Consider the following 19,187-nt stretch of genomic DNA (forward strand, 5'->3'; position numbering starts at 1 on the left):
CCCCCGGGGCGCCGCCGCCGGTCCCCCGGAACCCGACGGACAACAATCCCGCCATACGGACGTCTGCCCCTTAACGGTAGGGATGCGGCGAACTACGCTGGGTTTACTGAAGGTTCTCTGCTGGAGGCATATTCCTCGGGGCTCGGCCAGATGCGTGTGCGGCTGGAGTGCCGGGGGACGTCGCTGGGGAGGACACGGTACGAATGCCGCGCGCCGCAACGGTGTCGCGGCGGCTGTCTGTGTGTCGAGGGGTGGCGCATGTCCAGGGAGCAACGAGGACCGAACGAGAAGCTCGGAACCGTTCTCGCCCTCGCGGGAATCAGCAACGCCGGGCTCGCCCGGCGGGTCAACGACCTCGGGGCGCAGCGCGGTCTGACACTTCGGTACGACAAGACCTCGGTGGCCCGGTGGGTCTCCAAGGGCATGGTGCCGCAGGGCGCCGCGCCCCATCTCATCGCGGCGGCGATCGGCGCCAAGCTCGGCCGGCCGGTCCCGCTGCACGAGATCGGGCTCGCGGACGCCGACCCGGCGCCCGAGGTCGGACTGGCCTTCCCTCGCGACGTGGCCGAGGCGGTCCGTTCGGCCACCGAGCTGTACCGGCTGGATCTGGCCGGACGGCGGGCGGGCAGCGGCGGCATCTGGCAGTCGCTCGCGGGCTCGTTCTCGGTGAGCGCGTACGCGACGCCCGCGTCCCGCTGGCTGATATGTCCCGCCGACGCGACGGTGGAACGCGACGCCGCGGCGGCGGCCGCCCAGGGCGCACGGGGCGCACGCACGGGTGCAGGGGCGCAGGGGCCGCGGGGGAAGACGGCGAAGGACGCCGAACCGGCGCCGGGCACCGCCGCGACGACCGGCGCCCGTCCTCCGGGCGCCCGGACCCCCGAACCGCCGCCCTCCGGTGCCCGGCCCCCCGGGACGTCGCCCGCGTCCGGCGTGCAGCCGAGACCCGGGACGCACGCGGCGCTGAACGCCCAGGCGGCCCAGGCGGCGCTCGGCACGCTCGGGGCGCTGGGGACCCGGCAGGCCCCGGCCATCCCCGCCCAGCCGCGCCCGGACACGGCGCCCGGCACCACCGCCCCGTCCATACCCGGCGCCGCCCCGGCATCCGCCGGGACCGTCACCGGTGCCACCAGCGACATCTCCCCGCTGCGGGTCGGCCACAGCGACGTGTCCAAGCTGCGCGAGGCGGCCCAGGACGCGCGCCGCTGGGACTCCAAGTACGGCGGCGGCGACTGGCGCTCCTCGATGGTCCCCGAGTGCTTACGGGTCGACGCCGCACCCCTGCTGCTCGGTTCGTACACCGACGAGGTGGGCCGCGCGCTCTTCGGCGCGGCGGCCGAACTGACCAGGCTCGCCGGGTGGATGGCCTTCGACACCGGCCAGCAGGAGGCCGCGCAGCGCTACTACATCCAGGCCCTGCGGCTCGCCCGGGCCGCGGCCGACGTGCCCCTCGGCGGCTACGTCCTCGCGTCGATGTCGTTGCAGGCGACCTACCGCGGCTTCGCCGACGAGGGGGTCGACCTCGCCCAGGCCGCCGTCGAGCGCAACCGGGGGCTCGCCACGGCCCGCACCATGAGTTTCTTCCGCCTGGTGGAGGCGCGCGCCCACGCCAAGGCGAACGACGCCGCCGCCGCGGGCTCCGCGCTGAAGGCGGCCGAGAGCTGGCTGGAGCGCTCCAGGGACGGCGACGCCGATCCGTCCTGGCTGGGCTTCTACTCGTACGACCGGTTCGCGGCCGACGCCGCGGAGTGCCACCTCGATCTGAAGGCGCCCCGGCAGGTGCGGCGCTTCACCGAGCAGGCGCTGTCCCGGCCCACCGAGGAGTTCGTCCGCTCGCACGGGCTGCGGCTCGTGGTGTCGGCGGTGGCCGAGCTGGAGTCGGGGAACCTGGACGCGGCCTGCGCGGCGGGCACCCGGGCGGTGGAGGTGGCGGGCCGGATCTCCTCGGCGCGGACCACGGAGTACGTACGGGACCTGCTGCACCGGCTCGAACCGTACGGGCACGAGCCGCGCGTCGCCGAGCTGCGCGAGCGGGCCCGGCCGCTCCTGGTGGCACCCGCGTAACCCGCGCGAACAGCCCGTACGGGCACCCGCACGACCTGCGCGGGAGGGGCGGGCCGCCCTCTCGGCCCGTCCTCTCGCACGCCCGGCCGGCAGCACGGCGGCCCCATCGGGTTTGAGCACGTTGTCAGTGGGTCAGTGCACTATCGGGGTGGGAGGTGGCGCGATGATGACGCACGCGGCGTACGACTGCGACGTGCTGGTGATCGGTGGCGGGATCGTCGGCCTGTCGACGGCGTACGCGATCACGCGCGCCGCTCCGGGCACCCGGGTGACGGTGCTGGAGAAGGAGTGGGGCCCCGCCCGTCACCAGACCGGGCGCAACAGCGGGGTGATCCACAGCGGCATCTACTACCGTCCCGGCTCGCTCAAGGCCCGCTACGCGGTGCGGGGCGCCGCCGAGATGGCCGACTTCTGCGCCGAGCACGGCATCGCGCACGCGGTGACCGGCAAGCTCATCGTCGCCACCGACCGGTCCGAGCTGCCCCGGCTGCACGCCCTGGTCCAGCGCGGCAGACAGCACGGGCTGCCGGTGCGCGAGCTGGGCCCCGCCCAGATCGCCGAGCACGAACCCCATGTGAGCGGCCTCGCCGCGATCCGGGTCGGGACGACCGGGGTGTGCGACTTCGGCGCGGTCGCCGCCCGGTTCGCCGCCGAGGTGAGCGGGGCCGGCGGAGTCGTCCGGTACGGGGCGGAGGTCACCGCGATCGACCGGCGCCCCTGGGGCGCGGCGGTGCGCACGGCGGACGGCGTGGTGGTGCGGGCCCGGGTGCTGGTGAACTGCGCGGGGCTGCACTGCGACCGGGTGGCCCGGCTCGCGGGCGACGACCCGGGAGTGCGGATCGTGCCCTTCCGGGGGGAGTACTACGAGCTGGCGCGGCCGGAGCTGGTGCGCGGCCTGGTCTACCCGGTGCCCGATCCGGCGTTCCCGTTCCTCGGGGTCCACCTGACCCGGGGCCACGACGGCGGCGTCCACGTCGGACCGAACGCGGTCCCGGCGCTGGCCCGCGAGGGGTACGGCTGGCCGGTCGTGCGCCCGCGCGAGCTGGCGGACACCCTGACCTGGCCCGGCACCTGGCAGATCGCCCGCAGACACTGGCGGTACGGGGCGGGCGAGGTGCGGCGTTCGCTGTCGAAGCACGCGTTCACCGAGGCCGTGCGGCGGTTGCTGCCCGAGGTGACGGAGGACGACCTGCGCCCCTCCCCGGCCGGGGTCAGGGCCCAGGCCGTGCTGCGCGACGGCACCCTGGTGGACGACTTCCTGATCCGCGAGGCCCCGCGCACCGTCCACGTGCTGAACGCCCCGTCGCCCGCCGCGACCGCCTCGCTGCCCATCGGGCGGGAAGTGGCGCGCAGGGCGCTGCTGAGGGCACGGGAAACGGGATGGAGGCCGCCCGCCGTAGAATCAGGGCATTGTGTCTGAGCCCATGAACCCCTCCGAGAGCCCGGCCGGGAGCACCGCAGCGGACCTTCCGGCGAGCCCTTCCGCGAGCCGTGCCGCGAGTCCCGACGCCGGTCCCGCCGTGCCCGACACCGGTTCCGCCGGTCCCGCGGAGCCCGGCCCCGCCGCCGGTATCCCGGACGAACTGCGGGCCGCCTCCTTCGAGCGGCAGCGCAGGCTGCGCCAGGAACCGCGCTTCCCCGGCGGACCCGCCGTCGATCCGGCCGGTTCGCACCACGAGCGCCGGATCCGCAGCTTCCAGCCCCGCCGCAGCCGGGTCACGCCCGGCCAGGAGGACGCCCTGCTGAGGCTCTGGCCCAAGTGGGGCCTGGACATCGACGGGCAGCGCGTCCTGGACCTGCCCGAGCTGTTCGACGGGCTCCCGGTGGTACTGGAGATCGGCTTCGGGATGGGCGAGGCCACCGCGCAGATGGCCGCCGACGACCCGGGCACGGGCATTCTCGCCGTCGACGTGCACACCCCGGGCCAGGGCAATCTCCTCGGCCTCGCGGACCGCAACGGCCTGTCCAACATCCGGGTGGCCAACGGCGACGCGATCATCCTGCTGCGCGAGATGCTCGAGCCGGAGTCGCTGGACGGGCTGCGGGTGTACTTCCCCGACCCGTGGCCCAAGAAGCGCCACCACAAGCGGCGGCTGATCCAGCCCGAGTTCCTGGACCTGGCGGCGCAGCGGCTGAAGCCGGGGGCCGTGATCCACTGCGCGACCGACTGGGAGCCGTACGCCGAGCAGATGCTGGACGTGCTGACCGCGCACCCCCGGTACGAGAACACGCAGGCGGACGGCGGCTACGCGCCCCGGCCCGCGTACCGGCCGCTGACCCGGTTCGAGGGCCAGGGGCTGGACAAGGGCCACGTCGTGCACGACCTGCTCTTCGCCCGCCGCTGAGCCCGGCCGGTCCGCCGAGTCCTGCCACCGGGACCGGTCCGCCGAGTCCTGCCCGCTGAACCTGCGGGCCGGGAGCCCTGCCCGCTGCCGGGTCCTGCACACTGCCGGGCCCTGCCCGCCGCCGCGCCCGGCCGGGGCCGCGTCCGCGTCCTCGCCCCATGGCCAGGTGTCGGTGCTGCTCGTTAGGGTCGTCGGGTGGTGTTCGACGGGTCTGTCCAGCAGCGGCAGTCACAGCCGGCCGTACCGCTCCTCGAGGAGAAGCGGGTCGGTGAGATCCTCGCTGCCGTTCCCGGGCGCGGGCACTGGCGCTACCGGCCGCGCCGGGTCGGCATGGTGTGGCGCAGCCGGGCGTTCCGCGTCACGGCCGTGTTCACGGTGCTCGCGCTCTGCGGGCTGGCGATCCTGGCCCTGGTCCGCGACCAGACGGGCACCGAGGGGTTCCTCGTCGGGCTGGGGCTCGCCGTGCTGCCCGTGCCGCTGCTGATGACGGCGTTCCGCTGGCTGGACCGGGTCGAGCCGGCCCCCTGGCGGAACCTGCTGTTCGCCTTCGCCTGGGGCGCGTTCGCCGCCGCCCTGGTCGCGATCCTCGCGAACTCGTTCGCGACCCGCTGGATAGCCACGGCCACCGCCGACCCGGCGGACGCCGACACCCTCGGTGCCACGGTCATAGCGCCGGTCGTCGAGGAGAGCGCCAAGGCCGCCGCGATACTGCTGGTCTTCCTGTTCCGGAGGCGCGACTTCAACGGGATCGTCGACGGCGTCGTGACCGCCGGGTTCACCGCGAGCGGCTTCGCCTTCACCGAGAACATCCTCTACCTGGGCAACGCCTTCGGCGAGGACCAGCAGGCGGGCACCGCCGGTGCCGTGTCGGTGACGGCCGCGACGTTCTTCGTACGGGTGGTGATGTCACCGTTCGCGCACCCGCTCTTCACGGTACTGACCGGCATCGGCTTCGGGATCGCGGCGACGGCCCGGCGCCGGCGCGCCCGCCGGGTGGTGCTGCCGCTGCTGGGCCTCGTCCTCGCCATGGGCATGCACGCGCTGTGGAACGGGTCGGCGACCTTCGGCCCGTACGGCTTCTACGCCGTGTACGGGCTGTTCATGGTCCCGGCCTTCGGCCTGGTGACCTGGCTGGCGATCTGGTCGCGCCAACGCGAGCTGCGCACGCTCTGCGCCGAGCTGCCCGCCTACGCGGCGGCCGGCTGGCTGACTCCGGCGGAGCCGCTCGCCCTCTCCTCGATGCGGGCCCGCGGCCTGGCCCGTGACGAGGCCCGCCGCCGGCACGCCATCGCGGCGCGGGGGCCCGTCCCGTACGGGGCGGGGTGGCCGGGCCACGGGCCGGTCGCCGCTCCCGCCCCGACGGCCGGGGACCTGGCGCGGGCCACGGCCCACGGCAAGGCGGCCGCCCGTACCGTCGCCGAGTACGAGTCCTTCGCCACGTCGCTGGCGTCGCTGCGGCTGCGGGCCCGGCGCGGGGCGGCCGAACCGGACTTCGCGGCCCGGGAGCTGGAGCTGCTGCACCACCTCTGGCAGCGCAGGGAGGTGGCCGTGCCCGCCCTCACGTACGCGGCGCAGGCCACGGGCCGGCTGCGTCCCCACCATCCGGCGCCGCCCCCGTACGCCGGGCCGTTCCCCGCGCACCCCGGGTACGGCGGGCACCACAACGGTCCCGGCCCGGGGACGGGCCACAACCCCTACCTGCCCCCGCGGTAGCACCGCGGCACACCGTTCGCCCCGTCGACGGCGCGGACGAACGGCCGTGGACGGGGCGAACGGGGGCGGTGCTCCGGACGGCCGGGGCCGTGCGTCAGGCGGACGCCTCGGTGAGTACGGCCAGGTCCTGCTCGGTCAGCGCGAGGTCCGCGACGGCCACCAGCGCGGGCAGCTGCTCGACCGTACGGGCCGAGGCGATCGGCGCGGCGACGGTCGGCCGGGACGCGAGCCAGGCCAGCGCGACGGTCGCGATCTGCGCGTCGTGCGCCTGGGCGACCTTGTCCAGCGCGGCCAGGACCTTCTGCCCCCGCTCCGACTCCAGGTACTGGCCGGCGCTCTGCGCCCGCGCGCTGTCCACCGCGGCGCCCGGGCGGTACTTGCCGGTGAGGAAGCCGGAGGCCAGGGCGTAGTACGGCACGGCGGCGAGCCCGGCGCGGGCGGCCGTGTCCTGGAGTTCGCCCTCGTAGGTGTCGCGGGAGACCAGGTTGTAGTGCGGCTGGAGGGCGACGTAGCGTGCCAGGCCCTCGCGCTCCGAGAAGTCCAGGGAGGCCCGGAGCCGCTCGGCGCTGATGTTGGAGGCGGCGATCTCCCGGACCTTGCCCTCCTTCACCAGCTGGTCCAGGGCGGTGATGATCTCCTCGACCGGCACGGTCTCGTCGTCGAAGTGCGTGTAGTAGAGATCGATGTGGTCGGTGCCGAGCCGGCGCAGCGACTCCTCGGCGGCGGCCTTGATGGTGGCGGCGGCAAGCCCCTTGTACTCGGGGTGGGCGCCGCCCTTCGTGGCGACGACGACGTCGGACCGGTTGCCGCGCGCGGCGAGCCACTTGCCGAGGACGGTCTCGGACTCACCGCCCTCGTTGCCCGGGACCCAGGCCGAGTACACGTCGGCGGTGTCGATGAAGTTGCCCCCGGCCTCGGCGTAGGCGTCCAGCACGGCGAACGACTGCGCCTCGTCGGCGGTCCAGCCGAAGACGTTGCCACCGAGTGCGAGCGGGAAGACCTGGAGGTCGGAGGAGCCCAGCTTACGAAGAGAAGTCATAAGTGGATCAACGAGTTCCGACGGGCCCGCTATTCCGGCGGGCCCGTTCTTTCCGGCGGCCCGCGGGCGTGCCGGCCCGGTACCTCCCACGAAAAACCGGCAGTCCTGACGTCGGGGGGGAGCGTCAGGACTGCCGGGGTTCATGGGCCGGTGGACCGGGCCGGGCCGGGTCGCCTCAGATGTTGAGGCCCTTGCCGCGGAGCCAGGCCATCGGGTCGACACCCGTGCCGTCGGGGGTGTGGATCTCCAGGTGGAGGTGCGGTCCGGTCACGTTGCCGGTCGCGCCGACGCGGCCGATGGTCTCGCCGGTGGCGACCTTCTGGCCGACGCTGACACCGATCGAGGACTGGTGGCAGTACCAGACCTCCGTGCCGTCCTCCAGCTCCAGCACCGTGCGGTAGCCGTACGAGCCGGACCAGCCCGCCGACTTGATGGTGCCGCCGTGCACGGCCTTGACCGGGGTGCCGGTCGGGGCGGCGAAGTCGAGGCCGGTGTGGTGGCCGGAGGACCACATCGAACCGGCCTGGCCGTAGGTCGAGGTGATCGTGTACGAGGAGGTCGGGACGGCGTAGCTGGCGGCGAGCTTGGCGAGCCGGAGGGCCTCCGCCTTCTTCTTGGCCTCCTCCTCCGCCTTCTTCTTCTCGGCGGCGGCCTTGGCCTCGGCCTCGTCCTGCTGCTTCTTCGCCTCGGCGGCGGCCTTCTCCGCGGCGGCCGCCTCCTCCGCGGCCTTGGCCTCGGCGGCGGCCGCGTCCTGCTGCTGCTCGGCCTGCTGGAGGATGCGGGCGCGGAGCGCCTCGCCGGCATCCGTCCTGCCCTGCTCGGCCTCGGCGGCGGTGATGCCGGCGGAGGTCAGCGGGGTGGTGGCGGTGACGTCCTCGGACGCGTCCTTGTCCGAGTCGTCGGAGAACAGAGCACCCACGCCGGGAAGTGACGCGGCGTCGGGGAGGTTCTCCGTGATGGAGTCGGGGACGGAGATGGAGACCGGCGGCTTGCTCTGCGCGGTGGCCATGCCGCCCGCGCCGACCGCCGCGATGACGCCGACGCCCAGCACCGTGGAGCTGCGGGCGAGTCCGCTGCGCTGCTTGGCGACGCGGTGCCGGCCGCGCACGGGGCGGACGGACTCCTCGGTGGGGTTCCACTCCTCCAGGCTGCGCGCGGGCTCGCCGCCGTTGCCCTCGGTGCGGAAGTCGCCGCCGTAGCCGTCGCTGAAGTCACCGTTGAACCCGGCGTCGTGGTCGCTGCCGTATGCCGTCGTCACCGTCCCGGTGGCCGCCGTGTCGGAACCGCGCTGTGCGGGGAAGTCGGCACCGAAGCCGTAGTCGGGGGTGAACCGGGACGGGGCCTCGGGGGCAGGCTTGTTGGACGCCACGGGGGCGCACTCCTTTCCTTCCTTCTCGCCTACCGGGTTAGCTGACGGGTTCGGAGCAGGAAGGTCTCCTACGGGCCCCTCTGCCTCTCACGAGACACAGGCGTCCGATTCACCCCATATAGGTGGTTCCCCGGTTCCCTTGCGGAATTCGGCGCTCGCGCACGGTGCCGCCACTGGCGGCGGCTGGGACGACCGCGCTGCGTTATCGAACGTTAATAGACACCGGGGTCGCATTCCAAGCCGTTCCCACTGATCGTTCACGTCTTTGGCCTGGACTTTACGGGACATAATCCAATGAAAACGTGCGAGTTGACCGCACCTCAGCCACTACCCCGTTTCTGACGTTGCGTCAAATGTTATGCGGAGCGGCGCCCTTCGATCACGCACCGTGGCGCCGGGAGCGGAAGGAACGGAACCCGGCCCCCGGGCCCGCCCGTCACCCTTCCTCCCGGCCGACGATCCGCACGGTCCTGCGCCGGTCCGGCTCCCCCTCCGCCGGGCGCATGACCGCGAGCAGCGCCATGTCGTCGGTCGTCTCGCCGCCCGTGTGCAGGCGCACGTCGTCGGTCAGCGCGGACAGCAGCTCCTCGGGCCCCGGGAAGATCCGCCCGCGCAGCCGGTCCGCCGGGTCGTAGAAGACCCCTTCGGCGTTCCGTGCCTCGGAGAGGCCGTCCGTGTACAGGAGCAGGGTCGTCCCGGCCGGCAGCTCCCACTCGTCCGTCCGCTGCGGCCACGCGCCCAGGTCCATCCCGAGCGGCAGCGCGGGCTCGGTGGGCCTCAGCACCTCCAGCGCCCCGTCGGGATGCAGCAGGATCGGTTCGGGGTGGCCGCGGTTGACGACGCGCACCCGGGCCGGCCCGGACGGGATCTCGGCCAGCACGGCGGTGATGAACCCCTCCAGCACGTCGAGCCCGCCCCGCCTCGCCTCCTCCCGCGCCAGCGCCCGTTCCAGCCGCCACGCCACGCCCTCCAGCGAGTGCTCCTGCTCGGCCGCCTCGCGGAACGCCCCGATGACCACCGCCACCGTCCCCACGGCTTCGAGGCCCTTGCCCCGCACGTCCCCGACCACCAGCCGCACCCCGTACGGGGTGTCCGTCACGGCGAACAGGTCGCCGCCGACGAACTCGTCCGCCTGCGCCGCCACGTACCGCGCCGCCACGCGCAGTCCGCCGATCCGCTCGGACGGCTTCGGCAGCACCGCGCGCATGGCGGTCTCCGCGATGACCCGCGCGGAGGCCAGCTGCTCGTTGCCGCGCCGCACCACCCCGTTGATCACGACCGCGAGGACCGAGACGGTGGCCAGGGTCAGCAGCTCGATCAGCGGCACCACTTCGGGCAGCGTGCTGCTGGACAGCCGCAGCGCGATGACGGCCAGCATCGAGGCGATGCCGGTGCTGACGGTGCGGGAGAGCGAGAAGAACGGGGCGGCGATCAGCGGCGCCGCCACGAACAGCGGGATGGCGGTGAAGGTCGGCGGCGTGAAGATGTCGAACACCAGCCCGCCGACGATCATCAAGGCGGGCATCGCCCGTACGAACCGCCGGGTGCCGACGCCGCCGTCGACGTGCCCGCCGCGCCGCTGCTCCCGCTTCCACACCACCCGTTGGTCTCCTGCCCGGTACGTCCGCGGCTGCGGACGGAACCGCGCCCCGCCCCCAGACTCCCCGGAACGCGACGGCGCGGCGACCGCTCATCGGCCAATGGGGGGACGGGGCGTGGGGCGGGACGGGAGAACGAAACGAGTCAGGCCCGGCACGCTGCATGCGTGCCGGGCCTGACTCTTCAGTAGCGGGGACAGGATTTGAACCTGCGACCTCTGGGTTATGAGCCCAGCGAGCTACCGAGCTGCTCCACCCCGCGTCGGTGAACACAACTCTACGCCATTCCCGGCGCACTCATGACCACTCGGGTTCCCCGGGGCTTCACCCGGACCGCCTCCGGCCCACGGACCGCACCGGCGATCCGGACCCGGGACCCCGCCCGGGCCCTGTCCGGACCTGACCTCGGACGGCGCGCGCGTACCGATATGCGGTGATATGACTGATTTCATCGACCGGCCGACCGACGCGACGACATCGCACTGATCGGGAGCGAACCGTGGACGACTACTCGTTGCTCGACCTCTTCTGGACCATGCTCTGGTTCTTCCTCTGGGTCATGTGGCTGTTCCTGCTCTTCAAGGTCATCACGGACATCTTCCGCAGCCACGACCTCAGCGGCTGGGGCAAGGCGGCCTGGCTGGTCCTGACGCTGCTGCTGCCGTACATCGGGGTGCTGGTGTACGTGATCGTGCGCGGCAAGTCCATGAGCAGACGGGACATCAAGGAGGCCCAGGACCGGGACGCGGCCTTCAAGGCGTACGTACGGGAGGCGGCGGGCACCTCGGGCGGGGACGGCCCGAAACACGGCAGCCACGTCGACGACCTGGCCAGGCTCGCCGACCTCAGGGACCGGGGCGCCCTCACGGACGAGGAGTACCAGCGCGCGAAGACGAGACTCCTCGTCTGAGCCGGGACGCCCCGGGCCCGCACCGCACCGTCCGCCGTCCCGGGCGCGCATGTCTCCCTCCGCCCGGCCCCGCGGGCTGGCGGGGTCGCGGGGCCGGGCGGAGGCTTGAGGCATCAGCCCACGGCGGCCTCCCCGTCCGCGGCTCCGGACCCCGGGGCCCCGGCCTCCCCCGCCGGGTGCCGGGCGGGGCGCGACCGCCATCCCGACCTCGACGCACGAGGGGGTGGCCAGGCCATGAACGGCACCGCACCCGTACCCCTGGACGCGATGCGGACCGCGTTGCGCGGCCCCGTCATCGGCCCGCAGGACCCGGAGTACCGCCCGGCCGGCACGATCTACAACGCCATGATCGACAGGCGTCCCGCGGCGGTGGTCCGGTGCGCCGACACGGCGGACGTCATGGCCGCGGTCGACTTCGTCCGCGACGAGGGACTCGTGGCCGCCGTCCGCGGCGGCGGCCACAGCGGGGCGGGCCTCTGCCTGGTGGACGACGGCGTCACCATCGACCTCTCGCCCATGCGCTGGGCGCACATCGACCCCGGGGCGCGCACGGCCACGGTCGGCGGCGGCAGCACTCTCGGCGACCTCGACCACGCGGCCCACGCCTTCGGGCTGGCCACCCCGTCCGGCATCCTCTCGACCACCGGCGTCGGCGGCCTCACCCTGGGCGGCGGCCACGGCCACCTCACCCGCAGGTACGGCCTGACGATCGACAACCTGCTGGCCGCGGAGGTCGTCCTGGCCGACGGGACCCCGGTGACGGCGAGCGCCACCTCCCACCCCGACCTCTTCTGGGCGCTGCGCGGCGGCGGCGGGAACTTCGGCGTCGTCACCTCCTTCACCTTTCGGATGCACCCGGTGGACACCGTGGGCGTCGCCGTCACGCTCTGGCCCGCCGACCGGATCCACGACGTGCTGCGCTGGTACCGCGACTTCCTGCCCCGGGCCACCGAGGACCTCAACGGCTTCTTCGCCTCGCTCACCGTGCCGCCGGGGCCACCGTTCCCGGAGGAGATCCACGGCCGGCGGATGTGCGCCGTCGTGTGGTGCTGGACGGGCGACCCCAAGCTGCTGGAAACCACCCTCGAGCCCGTCGAGGACCCCGCGACGCCCGCCTTCCGCTTCACGGCGCCGATGCCCTACCCAGCCCTGCAGTCCATGTTCGACGCGCTGCTTCCTCCCGGCCTCCAGTGGTACTGGCGCGGCAACTTCTTCGACCGGATCACCGACGAGGCCGTCGACGTGCACGCCGAGTACGCCGAGCGCCTCCCCACCGACCTGTCGACCATGCACCTGTACCCGGTCGACGGCGCCGCCCACCGGGTCGGCCCCGACGACACGGCCTGGGCCTACCGGGACGCCGTCTGGTCCGGCGTCATCGCGGGCATCGACCCCGATCCGGACAACGCCGGAAGGCTCCGGCAGTGGTGCGTGGACTACTGGGAGGCGCTGCACCCGCACTCCATGGGCGGCACGTACGTGAACTTCATCGGTGCGGGCGAGACCCCGGACCGGGTACGGGCCACCTACCGCGACCACTACGACCGCCTCGCGGCCGTCAAGCGGACCTACGATCCGCACAACTTCTTCCACGCCAACCAGAACATCGAGCCGGCGGCCCGACCTGCGGAAACGGTGTCGGCATCGTCCGATCGGCCGACCCGGGCGTCATCCGTCGGGGGCCGGGACGAAAGCCCGTAGGGCGACCGGTGCGGGGCGGGTCCGGCCGGAGGATGGATCTCGAAGCGGGAACGCAGAGATTCCCGAGCCCCTGGCCGAACCCGAGGAGTCGTTGACCATGAAGAAGCTGTCGCTGCGCACCCGCGTCCTGACCGGCACCGTCGCCGCCGCCGCCATCGCGGGCACGTTCGGAGTCGTCTCCGCCAACGCCGCGGCCCCCGCCGCCGCGCCCGCCGCCGTCAAGGCCGACGCCGCCAACAAGAACCTCACGCGGTCCACGCACCTGACGATCGAGGCGGCGACGAAGGCCGCGCGGGCGACGCTGGAGGCCGCGGAGAAGGAGAACCAGCGGGTCTCGGTCGCCGTCGTCGACCGCAACGGCAACACCGTCGTCACCCTGCGCGGCGACGGCGCCGGCCCGCAGTCCTACGAGTCGGCCGTGAAGAAGGCGTACACCGCCGTCTCCTGGAACGCCCCCACCTCCGAGCTGGTCAAGCGCCTGCAGAACGCCCCCACGCTGAAGGACATCCCCGGCACCCTCTTCCTCGGCGGCGGCGCCCCCGTCACCGCCAAGGGCGCCCCGATCGCGGGCATCGGCGTCGCCGGCGCCCCCTCCGGCGACCTGGACGAGAAGTTCGCCCGGGCCGGCGTGGCCGCCCTCGGCCGGTAACGGCTCCCCGAACTCCGGCGGCACCCGCTTCCCCCGTACGGGTGTCGCCGGTCCCTCCGCGCACGGCTCTCCCGGGCGGATGCCCCGGCCGGGAGAGCCGTGCGCTCCGGCCCCGGTCTCAGCTCTCGCGGTACTCGACCAGCACCGGCTCCTCGCCGAAACCGATCCGGTCACCGGCCCGGAGCGGAACGGTCCGGCCGTCCATGCGGCGCAGCAGGCGCTCCCCCTCGGCCACGGGCACGTCGACACGCCCCTTCGTCGTCCAGCGGACGAGGAAGGGAGTGCCGCCCCGTTCGAAGCGGCAGGTGTACGCGCCCTCGGGCAGGCCCAGTTGCCCGCCCTGCCCGCACGCGGAGATCCGGGCGCCGTCCAGCCACTGCCGCAGCCGCCCCATGCGCAGCCCGGCCTCCGTGGGCCGCCCGCCGACGGGCTGCACCACGAGCGGCACACCGGTGCTCCCCCAGGAGTAGAAGTACATCCGCCTCACCCCGTAGTGCCGGCTGTAGAGCCCCGCCAGATAGAAGCGCACCGCGTAGTCGCGGGCCCGGCGGGCGTCCAGCGGCGGGGTGACCGCGACGTCCCGGTCCGGCCCGGTGTTCCACACCGGGATCTGCCCCACGCCCTCCTCGTACAGGACGTCGCGCACGTTCCGGGCGAGGTCGATGATCTCCTCCGGCGGCGAATCGGCCCTGCGCGGCGGCAGTTTCAGCGCCGCCGCGTGGCAGTTCCCGTACGCGCCGGTACGCGCGAACCGGCGCAGCAGCTCACGGCCCCGCTCCTCCCACAGCCCCCCGAAGGACGGGCAGGCCACCAGCGCCCCGGAATCGACGCGGCGGATGATCCGGGCCGCCCGCCCGACCATCTCCGCGAGGACGGCGACGCTTCCGGCGTAGTGCAGCGGATGGCTGGGGTAGTCCCAGAGCTCGTACGCCTCGATGCGGCCGCGGTAGCGCGTGGCCACCTTCTCCACGAAGCGGTCCCAGTCCGCCAGGTCGGCCGGGGGCACGGGGCGCGAATCGGCGTAGGCGGATCTGCGTCCGTCCGGCGCCGCCCACAGGGGCGTGCCGGAGAGGGTGAGCAGGACCGGCAGCCCGCGCCGTTCGGCGGCGTCGACCGACCGTTCCAGGACCGACCAGTCGTACCGGTCGCGCCGGGGCTCGATGGCGCCCCAGCGGGTCCCGCTGTCCCACAGCCGCACGGCCCCGGTGCGGAACCCGGGCATCTCTCCCGTGTCGGTGTTCATCGTCAGGCCGAAGAACTCCGGCGGCACCCGGCGCGGCGCGACGGACCAGAGCGGTCCGTCGAACCGCTGGACGGCGGTGGTGGTGCCCTCCCGTCCGGTGCCCGGGCCGGCGGGCGGGCCGCCGCTGCCGGGCCCGTCGCCGCCGGGCAGCTGCGTGCTGGCGGCCGGGACGAGGAGGAGGACGAGGACCAGGGCCATCACGCGCAGCGGGAGGAGCCCCCGCCACGGCGACGGCCGTGCCTCCCCCGGCTCCCCGCCCCGTCCCACCACCGCTGCCGCCGCGGGCCTTTGGCCCGCCCCGGCGTCCGGGGGCCCACCGTGCGCGCCGTGCTCGTCCGGGCGTCCTCCCGCGCCGCCCGGACCTGCCACGTCATCCCCCGGAACCCTCATGTCACCGGCCGGAACCACCACGTCGTCGGCCCGGTCCTGCGCGGCGGTCGTCCGCGACCAGACCCGGTACAGCCGGTCCAGCTCCGCCGGACTCGCCCCGCAGACCCGTGCCACCCGTTCCACCGCCCCGAAGCTGCCGGGGACGGTCGTGCCCCGGCAGTAGCGGTGGAGCGTGGACCGGCTGAGGCCGGTGCGGTGGGCCAGCGCCGTGTAGCTGCGCCCGCTGCGCCGTTTCAGTTCCTCCAGCAAATCGGCCAGTTCGGCCGGTCCCACCACTTTCCTGTTGGACGTCATCGCCCTCCTGTTGTTCCGGTCCTCCCCTCCCCGGGGAAGACGGGACGCGTCCCACGCCGTCCCATTCGGCCCGAGAACCGCAGCTGAGGCCCCCTCGGGCGTCCCGTTGTCCCACCTTCCCCGTTCCTTCTTGCCTCAGCACACACCGCTGTCACAAGGTCACAACACCGACGTCACCAGAACGTGGCGACGCCGGCGCCGCTCGGGGGGAGCGGTGAACGCGTCTCGCACCGGGGAAACACATGCTGCGCATCCACTTCTCGGCCGGGGACCTGACCCGTACCCGTGTCGCCGACCATCCCGACCCGCTCTGGGAATCCGTACTGAGCCTGCACCAGTTGCGGGAACGGCAGTCGGACCCCGCCATGCTCCACTGGCAGAAACACGTCATCAGAAACGGCCGGAGCCCGCTGCGCCTGCTGCTGCCCCTGGTCCCGGCCCGTGGCTACTTCCCGGACTTCCTCACCCCGGTCGAGAGCGCCGAGGGGTTCGAGGCGGGACTCGACGCCCTGCTGTCGACACCACGGCCCCAACTGCACCTCCAGCTCACCCGGTTGGCGAAGGACAAGCCGCCCGACCCCTGGCTCCGGGCGGTCGCGGAGGGCGGCTCGCCGGCGCTCCACCGCCTCGGCGAGGCACTGCGCTCCTACCGGCACCACGCCCTCGGCGGGATGTGGCAGCACATCCGCGACCGGGTCGAGGCCGACCGCGCCTGGCGGACGCGCACCCAGTTCCTCGGAGGCACCGACGCGATGCTGCGCACGTTCGGCCCCGCCCTGCGCTGGCGCCCGCCGGTCCTGGAGGCCGACTACCCGGTCGAGGCGGACATCTGCCTGGACGGCCGGGGGCTGCTCCTGATCCCGTCGTACTTCTGCCACCGGGCGCCGGTCGCCCTGGCCGACCCCGCCCTGCCGCCGACCCTCGTCTATCCCGCGCGGCCCGTGGCCCCGGCGACGACGCCCCCGGCCGAACCGGCGGGTCCGCACCTCGCCCGGCTCCTGGGCCACACCAGGGCCGCGGTCCTGGAGACCCTCGGCGGCGAGTGCACCACGAGCGAACTGGCCCGGCGCGTCGGGATCTCCCTCTCCTCCGCCAGCGAGCACACCACCGTGCTGCGGAACGCCGGCCTGGTCTCCAGCAACCGGCTGCGCAACTCCGTGCGCCACAGTCTCACCCCGGTGGGCCTCGCCCTGCTCGGCACCGGCCCGCGATGAGACGACGGGACCGCACACGACGAACGCCCCGACCGGGCGGAACCGGTCGGGGCGTCGGAGTACGGGTGGGAGGGACGAACCGCTCCCCCCGCCGTCGGTAGGCCGTGTGGGACTCGAACCCACAACCAACGGATTAAAAGTCCGCTGCTCTGCCAATTGAGCTAACGGCCCTCGGCGCATCACCCCTGAGCATAGCCCGCCGGAACCCGGCCGCCGATCGGGTATCGGTTACCGGGCCCCGTCATGGCGGAAACCTGATGCTCCGAAGGGGCTCCCGGGGCACGGGGCACGGCCGCCGGGCGCCGGGAGCCCCTCGCGTCAGAAGATCCCCTTGTAGCCCTGCCATCCGGTGGCGATCTTCGTGCGCGAGCCGAACGATCCCTTGCCGTTGCCGTTGTTGCGGAAGAGGTTGCCCGAGCCGTCCCGCTCGACGATGTCGGCCCTCCCGTCGCCGGTGATGTCCCCGACCCCGACGATGACGTCGTACGACCTCCCCCACGCGGCGAAGACCTTCACCCGCTCCTTCAGCCGGCCGCTCGCGGTGCCGTCGTAGCGGTGGAGCGTGCCGTCCTTCTTGTCGTGGGCGAGCACGTCTCCGTACCCGTCGCCATTGAGGTCTCCGGCGCCCACGACCTTCGAGTAGCCGTTCCAGGCCGAGCGGATCTTCACCCCGGGCTTCAGCCTGCCGTGCCCGTCGTCGGCGAAGAGGTGGATGTCGCCGGTCGACGCCTTGCGCGCGAGCAGGTCGGGGCGTCCGTCACCGGTCAGGTCGCCGGGCACGGTCAGGACGTTGTACGCGTTCCAGCCGGTGCCCAGCGAGGTGTGGCCGCTGCCCGGCGTGTACGAGTTGCCGCACTTGCCGTTGTACCGGCGCAGTTCCCCGTTCGGGATCCGTACGAGCATCTCGGCGCACCGGTCGCCGCCCATGTCCCCGAACGGAACCGCGACCGTGCCCTTGGGCCGGCCGGCACCGGAGCGCTTCCAGTCGAACTTCCCCCTGCCCTCGGTGTAGTGCAGGGTCGGTCCGCCGACGGAGTTGAGCGTGACCAGTTCGCCGAAGTCCTGGCCGCCCTGGTCGTGGTGGCCCTGGAGGCCGCCGCCGACCGAGATCTTCCCGCTGGTGGTGTACGTGCCGCCGCCCTTGACGGCCCTGGCGGTCAGCGTCCAGGTGTGGAGCTCGTTGAAGGCGTGGGTGCCCTTGTCCATCCGGCCGTTCCAGTTGACCTCGATCTCGGCGCCGGGGCCGCCGGAAATGGTGCGGACGGTGCGTCCTCGCAGGTCCTTCGCCACGAAGGTCCAGGTCGCGGGCGCGTTGAGCTGCCAGCTGCTCTCCCAGCGCCGGCCACCCGAGGTGTTCTTGAGGTCGATGTACCCGTCGTCGACGTCCGACTCGATCTTCGCGAGCGGCTGCGTGGGCACCCCGCTCGGCACGATCCGGATCGCCCTGTCCGGGCCGACGTACGCGATGTCGCCGCCGAACTTGTCCACGGCCCAGGTCAGCCGTCGCTGGTCGACGGTGTCGCCCGCGGGCAGGTCCGCGATCTCCCTGGGCGGTGCGACCGTTCCGGTGTGGAAGTCGGTGAGCAGCAGCTTTCCGGCGGTGCGGTCGTGCCGGACGAGGTAGCCGTCGCCGACGAGCGCGGCGCCGGACGGCACGGTGACGCTCTTCTTCGCCGTGCGGTCGTACACCCCGGCGGCGCCGTCCGGGCCGCAGTTCCAGTAGATCCAGCGGCCGACGGTCCGGAGTTCCCCGATCACGCACGGGGCGCCGGTGGCGACGGTCTGGACGACCTTCTTCTGTTCGAGGTCGGTCGCGGTGACCACCCCGGCGGTGGGGGCGGCCGTCCACAGCGCCGACCCCCAGATCGAGGCGGCGGTGATGGGCCGCGTCGTCCGCACGTCCGACCAGCGGACCCCGACGGCGTCGATGTACTGCTTGCCGGTCGACGCCGCCTCGTGGACGAAGTAGCGTCCGGTCGCGTCCACGAACCGGCCACCGGTCACCGCGGGTTCCTCGGAGCCGTGGTACGTGTCCGCCGTCGTCCAGACCTGGGCGCGTTCCTTGCCGCCGTCGACGAAGAAGCGGCCCAGGTGGCCGTTGCCGGTGGCGTACAGGGGCACGCAGGAACCCGCGTCGCACGGCACGCGCTTCGTGTGCGCGCCGGTCGCGTAGGCGTCCACGTATCCCATCGAGGTGGGGGCGCCCACCGTCGCCCCGCCCGGGGAGACCTGGCGGGCGTACGCGAACTGCGCTCCGCTCGGGGCGAGTTCCACCGTGTTCAGTACTCCGCCGGCGAAGTCGATGCCCCAGACGCCGCTCGTCGCGATGGGCGCCGACGCGTCCGCTGCAACGGCACCCGGCATCGTGCCGAGACCGGCCGCGGCCGCGGTGAGGGCGGCCAGTGTCGCGATACGGCGCCGGGCGCCACGGGCGCGTGGAGAAGCAGGGCGAGTCAAAAGGGTCAGTCCTCCCCGAAATGCCCGAGGGCATGAAGACACGAAGACACGAAGGGCACGGGTGATCAACGGCGGCCCGCAGCAAAGGAATTGCGCAGAGCTCGCAGAGTCCCCCGGTCCCGCCCCCGTGCAAGTCGCCGGATGCCAGCAGCGGCCAGTTGTGTGAGGGAAGTGAAAAGGAAAGCGGGCCCGCTCGTGAAG

13 protein-coding genes, 2 tRNA genes and 1 riboswitch are annotated in these 19,187 nt (G+C 73.5%); of the genes, 8 read left to right on the plus strand and 7 right to left on the minus strand.

Features of this window, described 5'->3' with window-relative positions; all coding sequences use genetic code 11:
- Nucleotides 1–258 precede the first annotated feature (258 nt).
- From ACFYW1_RS32265 to ACFYW1_RS32280, 4 genes are all read left to right on the plus strand, one after another.
- Entirely contained in the window at nucleotides 259–2,064 is a 1,806-nt protein-coding gene (locus tag ACFYW1_RS32265; RefSeq protein WP_389001257.1) for a sporulation protein, read from the plus strand.
- A gap of 163 nt (nucleotides 2,065–2,227) precedes the next feature.
- Nucleotides 2,228–3,484: an L-2-hydroxyglutarate oxidase gene (gene lhgO, locus ACFYW1_RS32270; protein ID WP_389001260.1), complete on the plus strand. Its 1,257-nt coding sequence runs from the start codon at nucleotides 2,228–2,230 to the stop codon at nucleotides 3,482–3,484.
- A 4-nt stretch (nucleotides 3,485–3,488) separates the two neighbouring features.
- Entirely contained in the window at nucleotides 3,489–4,409 is a 921-nt protein-coding gene (trmB, locus tag ACFYW1_RS32275; protein ID WP_389001437.1) for a tRNA (guanosine(46)-N7)-methyltransferase TrmB, read from the plus strand.
- A 198-nt stretch (nucleotides 4,410–4,607) separates the two neighbouring features.
- Entirely contained in the window at nucleotides 4,608–6,122 is a 1,515-nt protein-coding gene (locus tag ACFYW1_RS32280) for a PrsW family intramembrane metalloprotease (protein ID WP_389001440.1), read from the plus strand.
- Nucleotides 6,123–6,216: 94 nt separating this feature from the next.
- Here ACFYW1_RS32280 and ACFYW1_RS32285 read toward each other — a convergent pair whose 3' ends face one another.
- The 4 genes from ACFYW1_RS32285 to ACFYW1_RS32300 all read right to left on the minus strand — a co-directional run bounded on the left by ACFYW1_RS32285 (nucleotide 6,217) and on the right by ACFYW1_RS32300 (nucleotide 10,390).
- The gene (locus ACFYW1_RS32285; protein ID WP_389001263.1) at nucleotides 6,217–7,161 is read right to left on the minus strand and encodes an aldo/keto reductase; all 945 of its coding nucleotides are present in this window, start codon (nucleotides 7,159–7,161) and stop codon (nucleotides 6,217–6,219) included.
- A gap of 175 nt (nucleotides 7,162–7,336) precedes the next feature.
- Nucleotides 7,337–8,419: a M23 family metallopeptidase gene (locus ACFYW1_RS32290; protein ID WP_389001443.1), complete on the minus strand. Its 1,083-nt coding sequence runs from the start codon at nucleotides 8,417–8,419 to the stop codon at nucleotides 7,337–7,339.
- A gap of 122 nt (nucleotides 8,420–8,541) precedes the next feature.
- Nucleotides 8,542–8,694, minus strand: a riboswitch (cyclic di-AMP (ydaO/yuaA leader).
- A 272-nt stretch (nucleotides 8,695–8,966) separates the two neighbouring features.
- The gene (locus ACFYW1_RS32295) at nucleotides 8,967–10,127 is read right to left on the minus strand and encodes a PP2C family protein-serine/threonine phosphatase (protein WP_389001446.1); all 1,161 of its coding nucleotides are present in this window, start codon (nucleotides 10,125–10,127) and stop codon (nucleotides 8,967–8,969) included.
- Nucleotides 10,128–10,316: 189 nt separating this feature from the next.
- Nucleotides 10,317–10,390, minus strand: a tRNA-Met gene (locus ACFYW1_RS32300).
- A gap of 237 nt (nucleotides 10,391–10,627) precedes the next feature.
- On the opposite strand from ACFYW1_RS32300, the gene ACFYW1_RS32305 reads away from it, so the two are divergent.
- From ACFYW1_RS32305 to ACFYW1_RS32315, 3 genes are all read left to right on the plus strand, one after another.
- Complete coding sequence (locus ACFYW1_RS32305) at nucleotides 10,628–11,038, plus strand: SHOCT domain-containing protein (RefSeq protein WP_389001266.1); 411 nt, start codon at nucleotides 10,628–10,630, stop codon at nucleotides 11,036–11,038.
- A 234-nt stretch (nucleotides 11,039–11,272) separates the two neighbouring features.
- Entirely contained in the window at nucleotides 11,273–12,739 is a 1,467-nt protein-coding gene (locus ACFYW1_RS32310) for an FAD-binding oxidoreductase (RefSeq protein WP_389001269.1), read from the plus strand.
- 97 nt (nucleotides 12,740–12,836) lie between these two features.
- Nucleotides 12,837–13,388 (plus strand): heme-binding protein, encoded by a 552-nt coding sequence (locus tag ACFYW1_RS32315; RefSeq protein ID WP_389001272.1) that lies wholly within the window; start codon nucleotides 12,837–12,839, stop codon nucleotides 13,386–13,388.
- A 118-nt stretch (nucleotides 13,389–13,506) separates the two neighbouring features.
- Here ACFYW1_RS32315 and ACFYW1_RS32320 read toward each other — a convergent pair whose 3' ends face one another.
- Nucleotides 13,507–15,315 carry a helix-turn-helix domain-containing protein gene (locus tag ACFYW1_RS32320; protein ID WP_389001275.1) on the minus strand — a complete coding sequence of 603 codons (1,809 nt, stop codon included), beginning with the start codon at nucleotides 15,313–15,315 and terminating at the stop codon, nucleotides 13,507–13,509.
- Nucleotides 15,316–15,557: 242 nt separating this feature from the next.
- On the opposite strand from ACFYW1_RS32320, the gene ACFYW1_RS32325 reads away from it, so the two are divergent.
- Nucleotides 15,558–16,529, plus strand: coding sequence for an ArsR/SmtB family transcription factor (locus tag ACFYW1_RS32325; RefSeq protein ID WP_389001278.1), 972 nt, complete (start codon nucleotides 15,558–15,560; stop codon nucleotides 16,527–16,529).
- A gap of 98 nt (nucleotides 16,530–16,627) precedes the next feature.
- Here the strand turns inward: ACFYW1_RS32325 and ACFYW1_RS32330 are convergent.
- Both ACFYW1_RS32330 and ACFYW1_RS32335 read right to left on the minus strand, forming a co-directional pair.
- Nucleotides 16,628–16,700: transfer RNA gene (locus ACFYW1_RS32330), tRNA-Lys, on the minus strand.
- Nucleotides 16,701–16,847: 147 nt separating this feature from the next.
- Entirely contained in the window at nucleotides 16,848–18,986 is a 2,139-nt protein-coding gene (locus ACFYW1_RS32335) for an FG-GAP repeat domain-containing protein (RefSeq protein WP_389001281.1), read from the minus strand.
- Between the last annotated feature and the right edge of the window lie 201 nt (nucleotides 18,987–19,187).

The organism is Streptomyces sp. NPDC002669, assembly GCF_042889165.1.
In the GTDB taxonomy this organism is placed as follows: Bacteria; Actinomycetota; Actinomycetes; order Streptomycetales; family Streptomycetaceae; genus Streptomyces.